This window comes from Rhodococcus sp. 06-156-4, from assembly GCF_002259345.1.
GTDB classification, from domain to species: Bacteria; Actinomycetota; Actinomycetes; order Mycobacteriales; family Mycobacteriaceae; genus Rhodococcoides; species Rhodococcoides fascians_E.
Genome location: NZ_NPGB01000015.1, coordinates 38,285 through 57,083, shown reverse-complemented (window position 1 = coordinate 57,083; position 18,799 = coordinate 38,285). Strand labels below are relative to the sequence as shown.

The window sequence follows — 18,799 nt, the reverse complement described above, 5'->3', positions numbered from 1 at the left end:
CTATCCCTTCGTTGAGTTGTCGTGGCCGGTGTATTCGACGACTGCACATCCCCAGGTGAATCCGACGCCGATGCCGGTGAGCATGATTCGGTCACCCGGGTCCAGCGTCTCGGTACGGCGGAGCAGATCGAGACCGAGCAAAGGATCGGCGGCACCGGTGTGGCCGATCTCGCGGCCGAGTTCGACAAGTGTCTGATCAGGGCGGATCTTCAGCGGCTCGAAGCATTGCTTGCGGAGCAGCACATTGCCGAAGTTCGGGACGATCCACCGGGTGATCTCACCGTGGTGCGTGGCGGCATCACCCAATGCTGTTTCGGCGCAACGCGACAGGGCTGCCGAGTTGCGGGACCAGAATTCGTCGATGGAATGCGTTTCGGTGAATCCGGCTACCCGCTTCCGCAGGTCGAGCGGACCGTCGGTGCTATAGACCTGCATGGCGAGACTGTCGTGGCCGCGGTGCATCTGCTCGAGGTGCGCGTCGCTCACCACGGAGGTGGACAGCAGGCGGAACGGGCCGGGATCCGGACCGATGACGGCGGCCCCCGCGCCGTCGCCGTAGACCAGTCCGCTGTCGGAGGTCCACCGATCGAACAGGGGCTCACGCCACGCGTCGGATGCGGTGACCAGGCCCTTGCCGCGACCGTCGAACCAGCGTCCGATCATCTCCATCCCGACGATCGCGCCGGCGCAGGCGGTCCGGATCTCGATCGGCAAACAGTCCTCGATACCGAGTTCGTTCTGGATGTATGCGCCGCAGTTCCACGCCTCGAGCCCGTTGTGCAGGACTACGGCGTGGACGAGGAGGTCGACGTCCTCGGTGCTGATTCCGCTGTCTTCCAACGCAGCTCGGCCCGCGAGAACGGCCATGTCCGGAGCGGACTCGCCGAGGTCGGGGTTGGACACTGCCGCCGACGTCTGCCCGGTCTTCTGATGCTCGACCTCCTCGAAGCGGCCCGCGGCGACCATGTCGGCAGCCTGGACTCGCGCATCCGGAAGATACGAACCGAAGCCCTCGATGTAGAGGCTGTCCCACTTCATGACGCGACCCTCGTGACCGTCGGTTCTCCGAGTTCGGCGTTCTTTCGGCTCAGCAATTTCAGCGCGGAGGCGATTTCGCCGGGCGTGACGTCGTTCGCGAAGTGGTGACCGCCGATGCCGACGGGGAGCGGCAATCGCTGCCGACCGTCACGGTGACGGACGGTGTCGGCGAGTGCGGCGTCGAGCAGTCCTGTCTTGTCCAACACGTCGTTCCAGACCGGCAGCCCGAGCTGCTTCATGACCGTCAGTATCCGGTCGAGGTCGGCGCTGCCGAGGCTGCCGCGCAGGAAACCCAGTGCCGACGTCAGGGCCATGTCGATGCCGACGGCTTCACCGTGTAGCAACGCGGGCAGCGCTTCCATCTCCAGAGTGGGGGAGAACGTGTGCCCGTAGTCGACGCACCGTTCGAGGCAGGACTCCCACAGATTCGGTTGCAGTTCCTCCAACATCAGGTGGATGGACTCCGCGATGACCTGCGTTGCGGCAGTGTCGAGTTCGCCTGACGTCCCCTGAAAGTTGTCGGCGATCAGACGCGGACCGTACGTTTCGAGCAACTCGAACAGGTCGACCGACTTGATCAGCGCCATCTTCAGAATCTCCGCGAGACCGTTGGACAGGTGCCGGTCGTCGAGGGTGCGGAGAAACGCGCGGTCGACGTAGGTGGCGATCGCCGGCGCATACGTTCCGAGACGGTTCTTGCCCATGGCGTAGTTGACGCCGGTCTTGACGCCGACACCGGCGTCGACCAGGCCGATGAGCGTGGTCCGGATGCGGATGTAGGGGGTTCCACGGCGGTACACGCTGGCGGCGAATCCGACGACGTCGAGCAGTACGCCACCACCGATGGCGATGACCGGCTCACGGCGCCGGTCGATGCCGAAGCCGTTCATGGCGTCGACCACCCGGATTACCGAGCTCCACTCCTTGACTGTCTCGTCGGCTCGCATGGGCACGAAGTGTGCGTCGACGCCGTGGTGTTCGAAGTAACTGCGGATACGGTCGCCGTGGATGCGGTCGACATTGGCATCGATGATGATCAGACGACGGTCGCCGCGGGTCAAGGGTGCCGCGCTGCAACTGTCGAGTAGCTGCGTACTTCTCGGCGCGAACAGGTTTCGCGCGGCGATGACATGGTATTCGACTTGCTTGACGGCCTCGACCTTCCACGCGGAGTCGGCGTCCGCCGTGTGGCTGAGGCCGAGTTTGAATGAAGCGGCACTACGCATTTCGATCCCCCTGGACGATGAACTGCAAGCTCGGGCTGTGACGGTTCCTTTGCGGTGCTTCGGCGAACCAAAGTTCGTAACCGAGGGTAAGGGATTCGCGTAGTGATCGCTACAGGAGTAGACTAGATCACAATTCGGAGCGAGACCAGGAGGTCCTATGGCAGGCGTACCGGGGCAGGGGCGGAAGTTCGACGTGGGCACCGCGTTGGAACAGGCGATGTTTGCCTTCTGGGAGCATGGCTACGAGGGCACATCCGTCTCCAAGCTGACCTCCGCGATGCACATCAACCCGCCGAGCCTCTACGGCGCATTCGGTGGCAAGGAAGGCGTTTTCTTCGCGGCCGTGGAGCATTACCTCGCCACACGCGGTGACTTCATGGACCGCGCCTTCTCGGAGGAACCTCATGCGGCCAAGCTGATCTCCCGGCTGTTGTATGACGCCGCGTCGCACTACACCGACGAGTCGTGTCCGGGTGGGTGTCTCATCATCAGCTCTGCCGTCAGCGTCACCGACGCCAACCAGGGTGTCGCAGATCGATTGCGCGACATGCGCAATGCCAACGTGGCGCTTCTGTCGGAGCGCATCACCGCCGACATTGCCGACGGCGTCCTCCCGACATCCTGGGATCCGGTCGAGATCGCCGAATACATCGGCGTGATCATCCAGGGCATGTCGCAACGAGCCCGCGACGGCGCCACGCGTGCGCAGCTCGAGCGGGTGGCCGACCGAACCGTGGCGTCCTTGGGTGCAGCGGCTGCGACGCCCCTGCGCACATGATCACTGCCCGCCCTGTCGAAGACTCATGACCTAGGTCAGTTGAATTCGGATCGAGTCCGAGCGCATCACGATTCACGTTCCGTTCGGCTCACCGACCGTTTCGGAGTCACCTGGATCATCGACGTCATTGCACCCTGGGGCTGAACTCCGCAGGCTGCGTGAGAATGGGTTGGCGTGGTTCAGGTGTTCCTCACCCCCGGCGTGAGTTCGAGACTCTGCGGCGCCGTTCGCGGAACGCGCATCGGGTTGCGCGTTTCGAAAAACGGGGAGGCTCCCTGAAATGCGCCCTCGATTCGACATTCGAGTACGGCTCGGAACCTACTTCGGAGTGGTTGTCGGTGCTTCGGAGGCCGCGGCTGGCACCGCCAGTGCATCTTGTCGAATACGTTGTCGCGGTCGTGAATCACCGCCTATCGTGCAGTGCATGATCATCGTGACTACGAACGAGATTCCTGGCCATCGCATCACGGCGGTACACGGTGAGGTGTTCGGTTTGACCGTGCGCTCGCGCCACATCGGATCGAATATCGGTGCCTCCTTCAAAGCGCTCGCGGGCGGAGAGCTGAAGGGCATCACCACGCTATTGCAGGAAACTCGCACCGAAGCGCTGTCCCGATTGTCGGCGGAAGCCACGGCGAAGGGTGGCAATGCCGTGGTCGCGTTTCGATTCGAAACCAACGATTACGGCGACACCGGAGGAGTCGAGGTGTGCGCCTACGGCACCGCGGTCACCACCGAACCCAGTTGAGGGTTTTATCCGGACGGGCGCGATAACGGTCGGGTCCAAGTCCGTTGTCGTTTGCGGGGGCTCACTGTGGGTACAACCCTGAAATGACAATCGACGACGACCGTACGGCCGGTATCTCCAAAGTGACCGAGCTCCTGAAGGATTCGAAGCTGTGCATGTTCACCACACACGGCCGTGACGGACACCTGCTGTCCCGTCCAATGGCACTGCAGGAGCACGACTTCGACGGTTCGCTGTGGTTCTTCGCGCGCAACGATTCGCGCAAGGTCGGCGACGTTCGCGCGGACAGTTCGGTGAATGTGTCGTTCCAGTCGGGGACAGCCTGGGTTTCCGTGTCCGGACGAGCAGAGATCGTTCTCGACGAGGCGAAGAAGAAGGAACTATGGAATCAGGCGGCGGCAGCATGGTTCGACGACGGCCCTGAGTCTCCCGAGGTCGTTTTGATCTCTGTGGAAGCGGAGGGCGCGGAATACTGGTCAGCGCCGGGGTCCAAGGTATCGACCCTGCTCGCGTACGCCAAGTCCAGGATCACGGGCGACAAGCCGGATGTCGGCATGAACGACACCGTCGAAATGTAGAACCTGGCGCGCTGGAGGAGGGTAGGGTGGCGGCCTCTGGACGGTGCAGGCACGAATGGTGATCGAGGGTGTGCGTGAAGTATTACGAGATGTTCGCTGGCGGCCCGCGCGCGTCGAGCATCGTTCTCGGCCTGATGCGCATCGAAGCACTCGACAATGCGAGTATCGCCAAGCTCGCCGGGACCGCTCGCGATGCGGGTGTTTCGGTGTTCGACCACGCTGATATTTACGGCACAAGTCGGCACGGATGTGAGCGTCGATTCGGAGACGCAGTGACATTCCTGCCCTCCGAACGCGAGCAGGTCGTCATTCAAAGCAAGGTAGGGATCCGGGACGGGTTCTACGACTTCTCCAAGGCGCACATCCTCGACACCGTCGAGAAATCGCTCTCCGCGCTCCGTATGGATCATCTCGACGTGCTGCTGTTGCACAGGCCGGACAGTCTGGTCGAGCCCAGCGAGGTCGCCGCTGCATTCGACGCTCTGCACTCGGCCGGAAAGGTGCGCAGTTTCGGCGTCTCCAACCACACACCCGGTCAAATTCAGTTGCTTGCCACCGAGGTGACGCAGCCGCTGATCATCGATCAGGTGCAACTGAGCCTCACCCATGCGCCGTTGATCGCTGCGGGTTTGGCGTCGAACATCGGTGGTCTCGACCAATCGATCGACCTGAGCAACGGCCTTCTGGATTACGCGCGCATCAACGACATAGCCTTGCAAGCTTGGTCGCCCTTCCAAAGCGGCTACACAGGAAAGGTTTTCATCGGTGATCGCGACAACTACCCAGAACTGAACGACGCTCTCGACGACCTCGCCCGCGATCACGGTGTGACTCCCACTTCCATTGCGACGGCATGGCTCACGCGTCATCCGGCGAAGATGCAAGTTGTCCTGGGGACGACCACGCCGAGTCGAGTAGCTGAAGCCGTGGCCGGGAGCGATATCAGTCTGAGCCGGGAAGAGTGGTATCGACTCTTCCGTGCTGCCGGATACCGCCTGCCTTGACGGTCAGCGCTTGTTTGCTCGGATTCCTTTCAACCATCCTCGGATAACTGTGAGGTCGTGCAGTCCCAAAGGTGCAGTGGTCGAGAGGCAATGCGTCGATTCACTACTTCTGCGCACGTCGTCGCATCTGGGCGATAGGTAATCTAGGGGAATGGCGGCTTTCGAGGTTGGAGACGGGGTAACAACGACGGGTGGGCCCATGAGCGGTGTCTACGGCACTGTTGTCTGGTTCTACGAGGAGAAGAACCAGATCCTGGTTCGTTTCGGTGCTACTCAACAGATGTACTTCGCGCCCGACGAATTGAAGCGTTGGGGCGGGTAGCGCCGGCGAGGCTGGAATCGTCGATCTTCGGGGCAGTCCTGGAGTCATTCGGTCGAATGAATGTCTTTGGAGAGCGCCCGACCGTCCGGCGGACTGCATATTCTGAGACTTCGGAGTCTGTTCGTGCGACAGGAGCGATTGCGCGTGAGTTCACCTTTTCTGACCAGGGGCGAGAACGTCGCGTTACCGGCAGAGGTAACCGAACTGGATGTCATCGTGTCGTGGGTGGATCAGGACCGAGATCTCGATGCATCGGCTCTCCTCGTCGACGACAGCAACCGGGTTCGATCGGACTCCGACTTCGTGTTCTACAACCAGCCCGAGTCTGCCGATGCCGCAGTTCGATACTTGGGACGTAGCAGTACCGACGAGGGCAAGCAGGAGCGGATATCGATCCATCTCCACTCGCTTCCGGCGGACGTGCTCAAGGTTGTGATCGCGGGAAGTTCGGAGGGGCGCCCACTGAGCGACTTCGGAAAGCTGGCGCTGCAGGTCAGAGATAGATCCGGTTCGATTCTGGGTGAGTTCGTCACAGCCGATGCGACATCGGAGCATGCCCTCGTGTTCGGTGAGGTGTACCGCCGGGACGGCGTGTGGAAGCTTCGGGCGGTAGGCCAGGGGTGGGAGTCCGGCCTTGCCGGTTTGGCGCAGGATTTCGGTGTCGACGTCGACGACGCTGATCGAACCGAACAGGTCGACGACGTCGTCGTGGTCGAAGTCGCAGATTCGCATGCGCAGGCCAGGACGGAAACGGGCGAGGTCGTCGAAGTCTCGATAGTCGACGTAGATCCGCCCAAACGAGGCGTTCGAACGAAGAAGCCAGTGGCGAAGAAGGCGTCGCCGCCTCAATTCACTCTGGCGGGAGGGGAGGGGTGGCACACCGCCCGTTTGTTCTCCATCTCGGGTGTCGGCTCGGGTGAAGAGCAGGAGAAGCGGGCGACCTCCGCGCTCATCGCAACGATGCAGGCGGTGCGTCCGTTCGCTCGCGCCATCTGTTCGCGCGCTGGGGCGCCGGCCGGTCCGTTCGAGGGGTACCTCGAGGTTCCCTTCGTCAAAGGTGATGGCAAGGTCATCCCCGACGGCGTATTTCGGGTGTCCCGCGCCGGACACATATGGACGGCACTGCTCGAGGTGAAGACCGGCACCGGCAAGCTGACGAAGGAGCAACTCGAGAACTATCTCGACGTTGCCAAACGGCACAAGTACGAGGTCGTGCTCAGCGTGTCCAACGACATTCCGGCGTCGGTGGGCGAACTTCCGGTTCAGGTGAACAAGTTCAAGCTGAACAATGTTGCCTTGCGGCACATGTCCTGGTCCGAAGTTATTCACGAAGCTCGAATGTTGCTGTCACACGGCGATCTCACGGACTCACTGCAAGTTTGGATCCTGAGCGAGTTCGTTCGATATCTGACTCATCCCAAGTCCGGCGCGACGGAGTTCGTGGACATGGGGCGTCACTGGGTCGCGGTGCGCGATTCGGTGTCGGCAGGCACGCTTCGTCCGAGCGACGCGAAGGCACTGTCGGTCGCCAACACATGGGCGTCGTTGTCACGGCATCTGGCGTTGCGTATGACAGCGGATCTGGGAGCAACGGTGAAGCATCACCTGCCCAGGAAACTCGGCAGCGACCCGCAGGCTCGGAACGAGTTCATCGTCAACCAACTCGCCGCTACCGGTTGTCTTGTTGCCACGCTCCGCATACCCGATGCAGCGGGTGACGTGACCGTCGAAGCGGATCTGCGTACCAACAAGATTCAGTGCAGTACGAGTATCGACGCCCCGGCCGACGGAACGTCTCTCCGACGCGCGTCGTGGTTGTTGAAACAATTGAAGGATGCGCCGGCGGACGTGCTCGTCGAGGCAGTGTTCGCCGATGTCAGCGAGGTATCGTGCGAAAACCTGGCGACCGTCCGCGCTGACACGAAATCACTGACTTCCGGGCGGGTCAGTGAACTGCGACGGTTCACCCTCACGTCACCCTCGAAGATGGGCAGCAAGCGGTCGGGAACTGCTGCGAGCTTCATCGGCAGTGTCACCGATGGGATAGATGCGTTCTACCGTGATGTGGTGCAACCGCTGAAGCCTTGGGTGCCGTCGGCGCCGGAATCGACCACGAGCACGGTCGATTCGGAGTGAGGATGCCAACCTCCGTGCTTCATGGTGGCGCATGGAGTGGAGCGAGATGCAGTTCCCATCGCGCACTGGTAGCCCCAGCGTGATGCTCGAGCCCCACGACAACAGTCACCGTGCAAGCGAATTCGCTCCCGTTGTGCGGCGCCGGAAACTGGGTGTCGGTATCCGGGTGCGGTCAGGGCAGCACTCCGGGTAATCCTGGATGTGCCACCCTCGGGTAATTCGTACCGTTGTTCCATGCGAACACGGGGCACCGAGCGAACGAAGGCTTCGACTGCAGCGTTCGCGGTTGCCGCCGGGGCCGGGGTGGTTCACGCGGTGGCAAGCATGTACTGGGCGCTCGGCGGGCGATGGCAGCTCGAATCGGTCGGGGAGTGGGCCGTCCAGCTTTCGGTTGAACACCCGCTGACGACCGGGCTGGCGCTGGGGACGATCGCTGTCGTCAAGCTGGTTGCGGCGGTCGTGCCGTGGGTCGACGAGCGTCATCAGGGGCGCTTCCACCGCCCGTTGCGGGTGGTCGGTTGGGCGGGCGGATTCGTTCTGGTCGGGTGGGGCGGCATGTCGACCATCGCGGCAGGCGCGGTGCTGGCTGGACTGTTCACACCGAGCGGTGGATACAACGAGACGACAATGATCGGACACGCGATCGTGTGGGATCCGCTGTTCGCGCTGTGGGGAATCGCGTTGTTGACAGCGTTGGGTTTGACGCGCACCGCAGAATCATCGACTGCGGGCCTCGGCCGAGTGCGTCACCGCTGAAGCCCGATCTGCGGACAAACCAATACCTGCAGCGACGGAATCCGAATACCCATCGAGAGGCATTCGACGTCGATGTCGGGGCCTGCTGACTGGAGGAGTGAGTTCATGCGGGGCGACAGGAACCATCTCAGGCTCGTCGACGATGCACCCGAAGTGTCCGCGTCGGTCCCACGAAGCGGTGCGGCCAACGTGATCGCAGTCCGAGCCGACAACGTTCGCCCAGGTCAGGTCTGCGAGGTGTTGCACGCGGGGGTGTTCGCACTGAGTCACCGCGTGGTGGTTCCCGAGGGTCACACGGGCGTCACGATGTCGACCTTCGCGCTGGTGGAGGGCAACTACGAGGTTTCGTTGCGGATCGACGGCGTCGTATACCCGTGCGCCGGTCCAGAGTCGGTTCGTGTGGGCGAACGACGCACCGAGCCGACGACCGCGCCCTCCACGCCGAAGCCGTCGTACCCGAACATCCGTACCGCTGCTGCCGGGCCGCGCAGCCTGAGCCGACCGCGGTCGGCTCAGGTCGCTGCGCACTCGCGCTGAGCACCTGTCGAGTCGTCGTGGGTGCGGCGGTCACGTCGTCTTCACGGTGCCCCCATCCACGATCACGTCGTGTCCCGTCATCGATGCAGCCGCGTCGGACACGACGAATCCGATGACGTCGGCTATCTCGGAGGCCGGCGCCAATCGGCCGGCCGGAATCCCACCGAGCGAGTCCATGAGAACAGTCATGCCCTCTTGCTCGTTCACATCGCGAGCCGCGGCTATCCGCCTGGCCAGATCGAGTGCGCCGTCGCTCTGAATCCCGCCGGGTGAGACCGTGTTGACGCGGATTCCATGAGGAGCGAGCTCGTTCGCGAGCCCCTTGCTGTACGTGCGCAACGCGGCTTTGGCAGCGGCATAACCCAGCGTCCCGTCGTACAACGGCATCCTGCCTTGTATCGACCCGACATGCACGATCGCACCCGCGCCGTTCGCGAACAGAAGTGGCACCAACGCTCTGTCGATGCGGACCGCTGCCAGCAGGTTGAGCGCGAGTTCATCGTTCCAGTGAGCATCGGTCATCGTCGCGTGACCACCGCCCGGCGAGGAGGACCCGCCGGCAACGTGCACCACGATGTCGACTCCGCCCGCTTGCTTCGTTGCGCGAGCAATCTCGGCCGCCGATGTCGGATCTGTGACGTCGACCTGGATCGTGCCTGCCGCTCTGGTTTCGGGTGCAGCTGTACGGCCAACCGACAGCACAAGTGCCCCGGCGTCGGCGAGACGATCGACGACCGCCGATCCAAGGCCTCTGGTCCCGCCGACCACAACGGCCCTTCGACCCTTCAGCGACAGGGTGGTCGGGTAGAGGGTATGTGTTTCCGGCGGCGTTGGTTCGTTCATGCTCCTACCATCCAGTCTCCCTGCAGGGGAGAGTCAAGCTGTCGGTGCGAGCGAACCAGTCGCCTGGTGATTGCTGCAAAGTGGTGTCCGGGTCGATAGTGGATGCATGGACACCCTGAACCCGGATGTACCCGACGATGTCTTTTCCGATGTGCTGACGCAGATCTCGAAATTCGTGCGGTCACGCGTCGTACCGCGCGAAGTGGAGATCATGAACGCTGATGCCGTACCGGATGATGTACGGGCGCAGTGCGCGGAGATGGGCCTGTTCGGGTTCGCGATACCGCAGGAATGGGGCGGACTGGGTCTCAACCTGATTCAGGATGTCGAAGTCGCGATGGAGCTCGGCTACACGTCGCTGGCCCTGCGGTCGATGTTCGGTACCAACAACGGGATTGCCGGGCAGGTTCTCGTCGGTTTCGGCACCGAGGAGCAGAAGGCGAAGTGGCTGCCGGGTATGGCAGCAGGCGACATCGTCGCCTCGTTCGCTCTGACCGAGGACGGTGCCGGTTCCAATCCTGCTGGGCTCGCGACCACGGCCAGAGTCGACGGTTCGGGCTGGGTGATCAACGGCAACAAGCGGTACATCACCAACGCGCCGATCGCCGATATGTTCGTCGTCTTCGCCAAGTTGGATCCGAAACCGGAGAGCGGTAACGGTATCGCAGTGTTCCTCGTCCCTGCCGACACTCCTGGAATCACCGTCGGGGCCAAGGACGCCAAGATGGGCCAGCAGGGATCGGGAACCGCGGACGTGACGTTCACCGACGTGAGGGCCCCGGCCGATTCGCTTGTCGGCGGAAACGGCGACATCGGGTACAAAGCGGCGATGACGTCGTTGGCGCGCGGGCGAGTGCACATCGCCGCACTCGCCGTCGGTCAGGCACAACGTGCGCTCGACGAGTCGGTGTCTCACGCTGCGGTGTCGAGGCAAGGCGGTGAGCCGATCGGAAACTTTCAACTCGTGCAGGCGATGATCGCCGACCAGCAGGCAGGGGTCATGGCCGGCCGCGCCATGGTCAGAGAAGCAGCGAGGGCTTGGGTCGAGAAAACAGACCGACGCATCGCCCCCTCTGCCGTGAAACTCTTCTGTACCGAAATGGTTGGCAAGGTAGCCGATCTCGCGGTCCAGATCCACGGCGGTGCAGGCTACATGCGCGAAATACCGGTCGAACGGATCTACCGCGACGTGCGGTTGCTACGTCTCTACGAGGGTACGAGCGAGATACAGCGTTTGATCGTCGGCGGCGGGCTGATCCGAGCGGAACAGAAGCGGAACAAGTAGCTCGCAGGACGGACCGGACCCTGGGATGTCGTTCTTCTCGCACTACCCCCAGTTCTCGGCTTTGGTCAGGCAGAAGGGGTGACCAGACGGATCGAGCAGGACCCGCCAGGTTTCGCCGGGCTGGTCGTCGGGGAGGGTGGCGCCCAGGTCGACGGCCGCGCGTGCTGCGTCGTCGAGATCGGCCACGGCTAGATCGAAGTGAAACTGCTTGCTGCCGTGTTCGTTGGGCCACGTGGGCGGGGCATAGTCCTCGACTCGTCCGAATCCCAACGCGCTGCTGGGGCCCGCCAACATCGCGTAGTCCTTCTCGGAGTGGACGACGTCCCATCCGAGCAGAGACGACCAGAAGGTCGCGCTGGCCTCGGGATCAGCGCAGTCCAGTGTGACCATCTTCAGTGTTGCCAAGGGCGTGGTGTTCATGTCTCTCTCCTGACGAACGGTGTCGTCACAGCCTCCTAGACTGCTCCACGTGGCGGATAGGAAAAATGCGACAGCAACCACTGCGGGTGTTCTACGACCCGCCGAACTCGCACGCCACGTCGAGCTCACTCGGCTTCCCTGCTCGGCTCCGTTGTCTCCATGGATCGAGAACTACTGGCTTCTGCACTGGGATCTGCCGTCCGGATCGACGTACGCCAGCTCGACGCTTCCGCACCCGGCATGCACCTTGAGCGTCGAACGCGGGCACCTTCGTAAAGGGGTGACCGATCCGGTGGTCGTGACGGGCGTACTCACTCGACGGTTTGACGTCCGACTGGCGCACTCCGGATGGGTGTTCGGGGCCAAGTTTCGTCCGGGAGGATTCGCGTCGTTCACCGGCACTCACGCCCGCACGTTGCGCGACGTGTTCGTCGCACCTCCCGTCGCGTTCTCGACGGAGACCGTCGGGTCGCTGGCAACTCTGGGTTCGCATCTCACGCCGGACGAGTGTCGATTGCACATGGACGCCGCACTCCGCCCGTACGTACGGGGCGTCGAGCCGGACTACTCCACAGTTCTGGACATCATCGAGGTGATGCTGCACGACCGATCCCTCGTCCGAGTCCAGCAGGTCGAGGACCGGTGCGGGATCGCGACGAGGAGGCTGCAGCGACTTTTCGAGAAGCTCGTCGGCGCCACACCCAAATGGGTACTGGCGCGCTATCGCATCCACGACGCGGTGACGGACCTGGACAACGGCTACTCCGGATCGCTTGCTGACCTCGCGGCTCGCTACGGCTGGTTCGACCAAGCTCACTTCACGCGGGAGTTCACCGAACTCGTCGGCGTTCCGCCGGGAACCTATGCACAAGCACGACCGACTGAAACCTGATCGTCGGCGGTGAGGCGCGAGTGCGTCGGGTGCGCAGATCCGAACCCCCGTTCTGGCGGCGTGATGGAATGGAGTCATGGTGACCGAAGTCGAACGTGCGCCTCGTGTGATCGTCGTGACCGGAGCGGGATCCGGGCTGGGGCGCGCCATGGCGACAGGCCTGCTGAACGTCGGCCATCGTGTGGTGTTGGTGGGCAGGACCCGGTCGAGTCTCGACGAGGTTGCCGAAGGACACGATCGAGCAGACGTCCGTGAATGTGATGTGTCCGTGCCCGATTCGGTCAAACGACTGTTCGAAGGAGTGGTCGCGGACTTCGGGAGACTCGACGTGCTCGTCAACAACGCGGGCACGTTCGGGCCGTCGGGAAGCATCGACGAGGTCGATCCCGCCGACTGGTCGCAGACCGTTGCCACGAATCTCACCGGGGTGTTCCTCTGCGCGCGCGAGGCAGTGCGCATCATGAAGGCCCAGGACCCACGAGGCGGCCGGATCATCAACAACGGTTCGATCTCCGCGCACACGCCGCGCCCCGGGAGTGTCGCCTACACCGCAACCAAGCACGGAGTGTCCGGGCTGACCAAGTCCATCGCCCTCGACGGCCGCGATTTCGACATCTGTTGCAGCCAGATCGACATCGGCAACGCCGCGACCGACATGACCGCGGGCATCGCACACGCCGCTCGGCAGGCAGACGGGTCCAGCCGCCCGGAACCTACGTTCGATCCGGTGCACGTGGCGAACACTGTCGTGCAGCTGGTGGACCTGCCGCTGGACGTGAACGTCCCGACCATGACGATCATGGCGAACCGGATGCCGTACATGGGACGGGGCTGACTCGTCCGAGTCGACTCAGCCCGGGTCGACTGTGCCCGAATAGACTCTGGGAACTACATCATTCCTGTTCGCGGGAACACCACCACGTCGTACGGCCGCCGACGGTTCCGCGAGACATCGGTGCGCCGCAGCGAGGACACGTCGCATCCTTCTTGCGGAACGGGATGATCTCACCGGTGTGTACTCCGCCTTTCTTTATGGCGGACCTGATCGCGCGCCGCAGAATCACTCGGAGTTCGTCGAGTTCGTCGACCGTCAGGGTCTTCGCACGGCGTGACGGTGACAGTTCGCTCTGCCACAGAACCTCGTCGGCGAGGAGGTTTCCGATCCCGGACACCGCGGCCTGATCGAGCAAGCGTGCTTTCAGGGGAGCACCGCTGATGCCGACGCGGTGCCGGAAATCGTCGCGGGTTATCTCGGCGGCATCCGGGCCGAGCGCGTCGATGTCGGGTTCGAGCCGTACACGGCCGAGCCGCCGCTTGTCGAACAGACGGAGCTGTCCGCCGTCGTCGAACGTGATCGCGAACCGAGTCCACTCGGGTTTGTCCGTGTCCCGTTCGCCGACATGCGGATCGCCGCCGCCGTACCGGGACGTCTGCTCGCCGTCCGGTGCGGTGACGATGATGCGTCCACCCATACCGAGGTGAATTCCGAGAGTCGGGCCGTCGGAGCCGTCGGCGAGCCTGGTCTCGCACCACATCGCTTTGCCGCGGCGGCGCGCTTCGACCAGCATGCCGCCGGTGAGTGCCCGGGCAATGTCGCCCGGACGATGGGGTCTGCATTCGAAGGTGTCGGCGTCGTCGACCTCGACGATGACGCGATCGAGCGCCTTCTCGACGACTTGTCTGGCGTTCTCGACTTCGGGTAGTTCGGGCACCGATGGTCCTTACCCCGTCGGGCAATCGTCTATGCCTGCACCGGTGCACCGAGCTACGGGGACGTGGTCCGACGCGCCAGGATTCGTCGAGCATGGGTGAGCACCGGAGCGTCGATCATCTGGCCGTCCAGGCTGAACACGCCGCGGTTCGACTGCACGGCACCCAGAACGCGCTCGGCCCAATCGATCTCGTCGTCCGTCGGCGCGAAGGCGCGGCGGATCACCGGGATGTGACTGGGATGGATCGCGACCTTGCCGTCGAAGCCCACGGCCACGGCGTCGTCGGCCTCCTCGCGCACACCGCCGAGATCGGGAATGTCGAGATAGACCGAGTCGAGGGCGAACAAACCCCGCGCTTTCGCGGCGAGCAGAACCTGCGACCGGACATGGTGCGCGACAGTTCGATACGAGCCGTCCAGCAATCGGCTGGAGCTCCCGCCCAAGGCGGCGATGAGATCCTCGGCGCCCCACATCGCACCGACGGCGTTGCCGGCGCCCAGAGCACGGTGGCACTCGACGGCCCCGGCCGGTGACTCGAACAACGCGATCACCTCGCGGGGCGCCAGGGCGGACACGTCCTGGGGGCTCTCGCACTTGGGAAGCATGACGACGGTGTAGTCGGTTCTGTCCAGTGCGGTGAGATCCGCGGAGCAGTCGTCGGTGCCGTGCGCGTTGACTCTGACGACAGTTCTGGTCGGGTCGAGTGGGGTGGCAACCAGTGCTTCGCGCGCCGCAGCCTTGTCCGCCGGTGCAACGCCGTCCTCGAGGTCCAGGATGACGACGTCTGCGCGCGCGGCCGCTTTCTCGAACCGTTCCGGTCGATCCGCTGGGCAGAACAACCAGGCCGGACCGGGCGGCACCCAGTTCATGAACGATCCTCCGACAGTGGGTCCGTGGCCGGTTTCATCCGAACCAGTGTCTTGCGGACAGCGACCACGACAACGTCGCCGTGCTGGTTACGCCCGGTATGCGTGAACGTGACGACGCCTTCGCCGGGCCGGCTCTTGGACTCACGCTTGTCCGAGATCGAAGTTTCGGCGTACAGCGTGTCGCCGTGGAACAGCGGCTTGGGGAACGTCACCTCGGAGAAACCGAGATTCGCCACGATGGTGCCCTGAGTCAGCTGTGCGACGGACAGGCCAACGACGGTGGACACCGTGAACATCGAATTGACCAACCGCTCACCGAACGATGTGCTCTCGCTGTACGCCGCGTCGAGATGTAGTGCCTGAGTGTTCATCGTCTGGGTCGTGAACAGCGTGTTGTCCGCTTCGGTGACGGTTCGGCCGGGCCGATGCTCGTAGGTGACGCCGATCTCCATTTCCTCGAACCACAGGCCTCGCTGCCGAATAGTCCTGCCGCTCACAGCCCCAACCCCCGCGCAATCAACATCAATTGGACCTCGGTCGTTCCTTCGCCGATCTCGAGGATCTTGCTGTCCCGATAATGCCGAGCCACCACGTACTCGTTCATGAATCCGTATCCACCGTGGATCTGCGTCGCGTCTCGGGCATTGTCCATCGCAGCCTCGGAGGCGACGAGCTTGGCGATCGACGCTGCTTTCTTGAACGGTTTACCTGCCAGCATCAGCGCGGCGGCGTCGTAGTACGCGGTACGGGCGGTGTGCGCACGCGCTTCCATCCGCGCGATCTTGAACGAAATCGCCTGATTGCGTCCGATCGGTGCGCCGAACGCCTCGCGCTCCTTCGCATACTTGACGCTCTCGTCGACGCATCCTTGTGCCGCACCGACGGACACGGCAGCGATGGCGATACGGCCTTCATCGAGGATCTGCAGGAAGTTGGCGTACCCGCGCCCCTCGTCCCCGAGCAGGTTCTCCACGGGTACGCGGACGTCGGTGAAGCTCAACGGATGTGTGTCCGATGCGTTCCACCCGACCTTGTTGTAGGCGGGTTCGGCGACGAATCCCGGTGTGTCGGTCGGCACGAGGATCGACGAGATGCGTTTCTTGCCTGTCGCCTCGTCGACCCCGGTCACTGCGGTCACCGTCACCAGCTCGGAGATCTCGGTTCCCGAATTGGTGATGAATTGCTTGCTGCCGTTGATGATCCAGTCACCGCCGTCGCGTTTCGCGGTGGTCTTGGTGCCGCCGGCATCGCTGCCCGCTCCCGGCTCGGTGAGACCGAAGGCCGCCAGCGCCCTACCCGTGGTCAATTTCGGTAGCCACTGTTGTTTCTGCGCGTCGTTGCCGAATCGGAACACGGGCATCGCGCCGAGGGACACCCCTGCTTCGAGTGTCATCGCGACGCTTTGATCCACCTTGCCGAGCTCCTCGAGGGCAAGGCAGAGCGCGAAGTAGTCGCCGCCCATCCCGCCGTACTCCTCGGGAAACGGGAGTCCGAACAAGCCCATGTCGCCCATCTTCGCCACGACGTCGTAGGGGAAGGAGTGCTCCTCGTCGTGTTTCGCCGATACCGGCGCGACCACCGTTTTCGCGAAATCGGCTACCGAGTCCTTGAGTTGGCGATACTCGTCCGGCAGGGAGGACGATGACAGGTAGTCGGTCACGATTGCACCTCTGAATCTTCGTTGGGAATGATGCGGGCGAGAACTTGGTCCACCTGAACCTGGTCTCCGACCGACACTGCGAGTTCGACGGTTCCGTCGACAGGTGTGGTCAGGGCATGCTCCATCTTCATCGCTTCGACGACGACGACGGCGCTTCCTGCACTCACGGCGTCGCCGGTAGCGACCTCGACAGCGATGACCGAACCGGGCATCGGGCTGACGATCTCGGCGTTACCCGAGTGGGCTTCCTCGGCGCGAACACTCGGCTCGGACACCGTCGACATCGACCAGGTTCCGCGTGAACTGGAAATCCACGTCGCATTCTCGGCGTGGGCGAATCGCGCAGTCTCACGGTGACCGTCGACGACGGTCACGATGGTGTCCGTTCGTAATTCTGCGTGCAGGGGCCTGGATGGCCCATCGCCGACGGCAACCGTCGCAGATCCAGGAACACCGGTGATCGAGACGTGCACTGCCGCTTCGCCCGTGGACAATCGCACAGTGAACGGCGCGTGCTCGCCCACCCGCCATCCGGTCGGGGATGACCAGATGTCGGCCCCGGCGCCGGTCCACATCTCGAGCCAAGAGACGGCTGCAGCTGCGATCAGCGCCTGATCCGGCACCGACTCAGGAGTGAAATCTTCCAGTCGGCGGTCCAACAGACCTGTGTCGAGCGTGCCCGCTCGGACGTCGTCGTCGTCGAGCAGGAATCGGGCGAACTCGATGTTGGTGACGACGCCCAGTACGGCCGTCTCCGACAACGCGCGATCGAGTGTGCGCAGGGCGGTGGGTCGATCGGGCCCGTACGCAATCACTTTCGACAACATCGGGTCGTAGTTGCTTCCCACCTCGGTACCGACGGAAAGCGAGGAATCGATCCGAACCCCGTCACCGCCGGGTTCGCGGAGCCCGACGACGGTGCCACCGGTGGGTAGGAAGCCGCGGCCAGGATCCTCCGCGTACACGCGGGTCTCGATGGCGTGACCGGTGAGAACGATGTCGTTCTGCTGCAGACTCAGTACCTCACCTGCAGCGATACGAACTTGCCATTCGACGAGATCGAGTCCGGTCACCATCTCCGTGACCGGGTGCTCGACCTGCAAGCGGGTGTTCATCTCCATGAAGAAGAACTCGTCGGGGCTGTTTGCGGAGACGATGAATTCGACAGTTCCTGCGCCGGTGTAGTCGACGCTGCGGGCCGTGTTGCACGCCGCTTCGCCGATGCGGGCGCGGGTCTGCGCGTCGAGCAAGGGCGACGGCGCTTCCTCGATCACCTTCTGGTGCCGGCGTTGCAGGCTGCACTCGCGTTCACCGAGATGAATGACGTTGCCGTGCTGGTCCGCCAGGATTTGCACTTCGATGTGTCTGGGCCGGAGGACGAACCGTTCGAGGAAGAGCGTGTCGTCGCCGAACGACGACGCAGCCTCACGGCGGGCACTGGCCAGAGCGGCCGGCAGGTCCTCTGCTCGCTCCACCAGCCGCATTCCTTTTCCGCCGCCGCCTGCCGACGGTTTGACCAGTACCGGGAAGCCGACCTCGTCGGCGCCGGAAATCAAGTCGGCGTCGGTCAACCCGGGCCTCGAGATGCCCGGAACGACCGGGACCCCGAACTGGGTCACGGCGTCCTTCGCCGTGATCTTGTCGCCCATCGCGGCGATGGCCGTGGCCGACGGTCCGAGGAATGCGATGTCGGCCTGCGCGCACGCGGCCGCGAACTCTGCGTTCTCGGAGAGAAATCCGTACCCCGGGTGAATTGCCTGGGCGCCTGTGCGTTCGGCAGCCTCGATCACGTTGCGGATCGACAGATAGCTGTCCTTCGCTGCAGCCGGTCCGATGCGTACGGCGGTATCTGCCTCGGTGACGTGCCGAGCTCCTGCGTCCGCATCGCTGTAGACAGCAACGGAGGTGATCCCCATCGTGCGCAGGGTTCGAGCCACGCGGACTGCGATCTCACCGCGGTTGGCGATCAGAACGGTATCGATTCTTTCGACCATT

At 63.5% G+C, this 18,799-nt stretch carries 20 protein-coding genes; 11 read left to right on the top strand and 9 right to left on the bottom strand.

Going from position 1 to position 18,799, the window contains the following annotated elements:
* Both CH290_RS09660 and CH290_RS09655 read right to left on the bottom strand, forming a co-directional pair.
* Positions 1 to 1,038, bottom strand: coding sequence for a 3-oxoacyl-ACP synthase III family protein (locus CH290_RS09660; protein ID WP_033188763.1), 1,038 nt, complete (start codon positions 1,036 to 1,038; stop codon positions 1 to 3).
* Entirely contained in the window at positions 1,035 to 2,264 is a 1,230-nt protein-coding gene (locus CH290_RS09655) for a sedoheptulose 7-phosphate cyclase (RefSeq protein WP_033188762.1), read from the bottom strand. Before CH290_RS09655 ends, CH290_RS09660 begins: the two co-directional genes overlap by 4 nt.
* Positions 2,265 to 2,421: 157 nt before the next feature.
* Here CH290_RS09655 and CH290_RS09650 point away from each other — a divergent pair, with 157 nt between their 5' ends.
* The 8 genes from CH290_RS09650 (at position 2,422) to CH290_RS09615 (ending at position 9,123) form a co-directional block, all read left to right on the top strand.
* Positions 2,422 to 3,042 carry a TetR/AcrR family transcriptional regulator gene (locus tag CH290_RS09650; RefSeq protein ID WP_033188761.1) on the top strand — a complete coding sequence of 207 codons (621 nt, stop codon included), beginning with the start codon at positions 2,422 to 2,424 and terminating at the stop codon, positions 3,040 to 3,042.
* A gap of 424 nt (positions 3,043 to 3,466) precedes the next feature.
* The gene (locus CH290_RS09640; protein ID WP_026348243.1) at positions 3,467 to 3,790 is read left to right on the top strand and encodes a YbjQ family protein; all 324 of its coding nucleotides are present in this window, start codon (positions 3,467 to 3,469) and stop codon (positions 3,788 to 3,790) included.
* Between the two features lie 83 nt (positions 3,791 to 3,873).
* Complete coding sequence (locus CH290_RS09635; protein ID WP_020113259.1) at positions 3,874 to 4,368, top strand: pyridoxamine 5'-phosphate oxidase family protein; 495 nt, start codon at positions 3,874 to 3,876, stop codon at positions 4,366 to 4,368.
* 74 nt (positions 4,369 to 4,442) lie between these two features.
* A complete protein-coding gene (locus tag CH290_RS09630; RefSeq protein ID WP_033188760.1) occupies positions 4,443 to 5,372 on the top strand; it encodes an aldo/keto reductase in 930 nt (309 codons plus the stop codon).
* Between the two features lie 151 nt (positions 5,373 to 5,523).
* On the top strand, positions 5,524 to 5,694 hold the full coding sequence (locus tag CH290_RS30525) for a hypothetical protein (protein WP_196806200.1): 171 nt from the start codon (positions 5,524 to 5,526) through the stop codon (positions 5,692 to 5,694).
* Positions 5,695 to 5,838: 144 nt separating this feature from the next.
* Positions 5,839 to 7,830, top strand: coding sequence for a TerD family protein (locus CH290_RS09625; RefSeq protein ID WP_033188843.1), 1,992 nt, complete (start codon positions 5,839 to 5,841; stop codon positions 7,828 to 7,830).
* Positions 7,831 to 8,064: 234 nt separating this feature from the next.
* Positions 8,065 to 8,586, top strand: a complete 522-nt coding sequence (locus CH290_RS09620) for a DUF3995 domain-containing protein (RefSeq protein WP_019667769.1) — start codon at positions 8,065 to 8,067, stop codon at positions 8,584 to 8,586.
* Positions 8,587 to 8,691: 105 nt separating this feature from the next.
* Complete coding sequence (locus CH290_RS09615; RefSeq protein ID WP_033188759.1) at positions 8,692 to 9,123, top strand: hypothetical protein; 432 nt, start codon at positions 8,692 to 8,694, stop codon at positions 9,121 to 9,123.
* Between the two features lie 30 nt (positions 9,124 to 9,153).
* On the opposite strand, the gene CH290_RS09610 is transcribed toward CH290_RS09615, so the two are convergent.
* On the bottom strand, positions 9,154 to 9,966 hold the full coding sequence (locus CH290_RS09610; protein WP_230620914.1) for an oxidoreductase: 813 nt from the start codon (positions 9,964 to 9,966) through the stop codon (positions 9,154 to 9,156).
* Between the two features lie 106 nt (positions 9,967 to 10,072).
* On the opposite strand from CH290_RS09610, the gene CH290_RS09605 reads away from it, so the two are divergent.
* Positions 10,073 to 11,251, top strand: a complete 1,179-nt coding sequence (locus CH290_RS09605) for an acyl-CoA dehydrogenase family protein (protein ID WP_033188757.1) — start codon at positions 10,073 to 10,075, stop codon at positions 11,249 to 11,251.
* A gap of 42 nt (positions 11,252 to 11,293) precedes the next feature.
* Here CH290_RS09605 and CH290_RS09600 read toward each other — a convergent pair whose 3' ends face one another.
* Positions 11,294 to 11,671, bottom strand: coding sequence for a VOC family protein (locus tag CH290_RS09600; RefSeq protein ID WP_033188756.1), 378 nt, complete (start codon positions 11,669 to 11,671; stop codon positions 11,294 to 11,296).
* 49 nt (positions 11,672 to 11,720) lie between these two features.
* On the opposite strand from CH290_RS09600, the gene CH290_RS09595 reads away from it, so the two are divergent.
* Both CH290_RS09595 and CH290_RS09590 read left to right on the top strand, forming a co-directional pair.
* A complete protein-coding gene (locus CH290_RS09595) occupies positions 11,721 to 12,563 on the top strand; it encodes a helix-turn-helix transcriptional regulator (protein ID WP_230620913.1) in 843 nt (280 codons plus the stop codon).
* A gap of 76 nt (positions 12,564 to 12,639) precedes the next feature.
* Positions 12,640 to 13,398 (top strand): SDR family oxidoreductase, encoded by a 759-nt coding sequence (locus CH290_RS09590; protein ID WP_020113267.1) that lies wholly within the window; start codon positions 12,640 to 12,642, stop codon positions 13,396 to 13,398.
* A gap of 58 nt (positions 13,399 to 13,456) precedes the next feature.
* Here the strand turns inward: CH290_RS09590 and CH290_RS09585 are convergent, their stop codons facing one another.
* From CH290_RS09585 to CH290_RS09565, 5 genes are read right to left on the bottom strand one after another with little or no spacing between them, the layout of a single operon-like run.
* Entirely contained in the window at positions 13,457 to 14,275 is an 819-nt protein-coding gene (locus tag CH290_RS09585) for an Fpg/Nei family DNA glycosylase (RefSeq protein WP_033188755.1), read from the bottom strand.
* Between the two features lie 53 nt (positions 14,276 to 14,328).
* Entirely contained in the window at positions 14,329 to 15,144 is an 816-nt protein-coding gene (locus CH290_RS09580) for an HpcH/HpaI aldolase/citrate lyase family protein (RefSeq protein ID WP_033188754.1), read from the bottom strand.
* Positions 15,141 to 15,641 carry a MaoC/PaaZ C-terminal domain-containing protein gene (locus tag CH290_RS09575; protein WP_033188753.1) on the bottom strand — a complete coding sequence of 167 codons (501 nt, stop codon included), beginning with the start codon at positions 15,639 to 15,641 and terminating at the stop codon, positions 15,141 to 15,143. The genes CH290_RS09580 and CH290_RS09575 overlap by 4 nt, the downstream gene beginning before the upstream one ends.
* Positions 15,638 to 16,804 (bottom strand): acyl-CoA dehydrogenase family protein, encoded by a 1,167-nt coding sequence (locus CH290_RS09570; RefSeq protein ID WP_019667759.1) that lies wholly within the window; start codon positions 16,802 to 16,804, stop codon positions 15,638 to 15,640. Before CH290_RS09570 ends, CH290_RS09575 begins: the two co-directional genes overlap by 4 nt.
* The gene (locus tag CH290_RS09565) at positions 16,801 to 18,798 is read right to left on the bottom strand and encodes an acetyl/propionyl/methylcrotonyl-CoA carboxylase subunit alpha (RefSeq protein ID WP_033188752.1); all 1,998 of its coding nucleotides are present in this window, start codon (positions 18,796 to 18,798) and stop codon (positions 16,801 to 16,803) included. The genes CH290_RS09570 and CH290_RS09565 overlap by 4 nt, the downstream gene beginning before the upstream one ends.
* Between the last annotated feature and the right edge of the window lies 1 nt (position 18,799).

Coding starts and splice junctions, on each gene's coding strand:
- CH290_RS09660 (WP_033188763.1), bottom strand. CDS start 1,038: ATGAAGTGGGACAGCCTCTACATCGAGGGCTTCGGTTCGTATCTTCCG.
- CH290_RS09655 (WP_033188762.1), bottom strand. CDS start 2,264: ATGCGTAGTGCCGCTTCATTCAAACTCGGCCTCAGCCACACGGCGGAC.
- CH290_RS09650 (WP_033188761.1), top strand. CDS start 2,422: ATGGCAGGCGTACCGGGGCAGGGGCGGAAGTTCGACGTGGGCACCGCG.
- CH290_RS09640 (WP_026348243.1), top strand. CDS start 3,467: ATGATCATCGTGACTACGAACGAGATTCCTGGCCATCGCATCACGGCG.
- CH290_RS09635 (WP_020113259.1), top strand. CDS start 3,874: ATGACAATCGACGACGACCGTACGGCCGGTATCTCCAAAGTGACCGAG.
- CH290_RS30525 (WP_196806200.1), top strand. CDS start 5,524: ATGGCGGCTTTCGAGGTTGGAGACGGGGTAACAACGACGGGTGGGCCC.
- CH290_RS09620 (WP_019667769.1), top strand. CDS start 8,065: ATGCGAACACGGGGCACCGAGCGAACGAAGGCTTCGACTGCAGCGTTC.
- CH290_RS09615 (WP_033188759.1), top strand. CDS start 8,692: ATGCGGGGCGACAGGAACCATCTCAGGCTCGTCGACGATGCACCCGAA.
- CH290_RS09610 (WP_230620914.1), bottom strand. CDS start 9,966: ATGAACGAACCAACGCCGCCGGAAACACATACCCTCTACCCGACCACC.
- CH290_RS09605 (WP_033188757.1), top strand. CDS start 10,073: ATGGACACCCTGAACCCGGATGTACCCGACGATGTCTTTTCCGATGTG.
- CH290_RS09600 (WP_033188756.1), bottom strand. CDS start 11,671: ATGAACACCACGCCCTTGGCAACACTGAAGATGGTCACACTGGACTGC.
- CH290_RS09590 (WP_020113267.1), top strand. CDS start 12,640: ATGGTGACCGAAGTCGAACGTGCGCCTCGTGTGATCGTCGTGACCGGA.
- CH290_RS09580 (WP_033188754.1), bottom strand. CDS start 15,144: ATGAACTGGGTGCCGCCCGGTCCGGCCTGGTTGTTCTGCCCAGCGGAT.
- CH290_RS09565 (WP_033188752.1), bottom strand. CDS start 18,798: ATGGTCGAAAGAATCGATACCGTTCTGATCGCCAACCGCGGTGAGATC.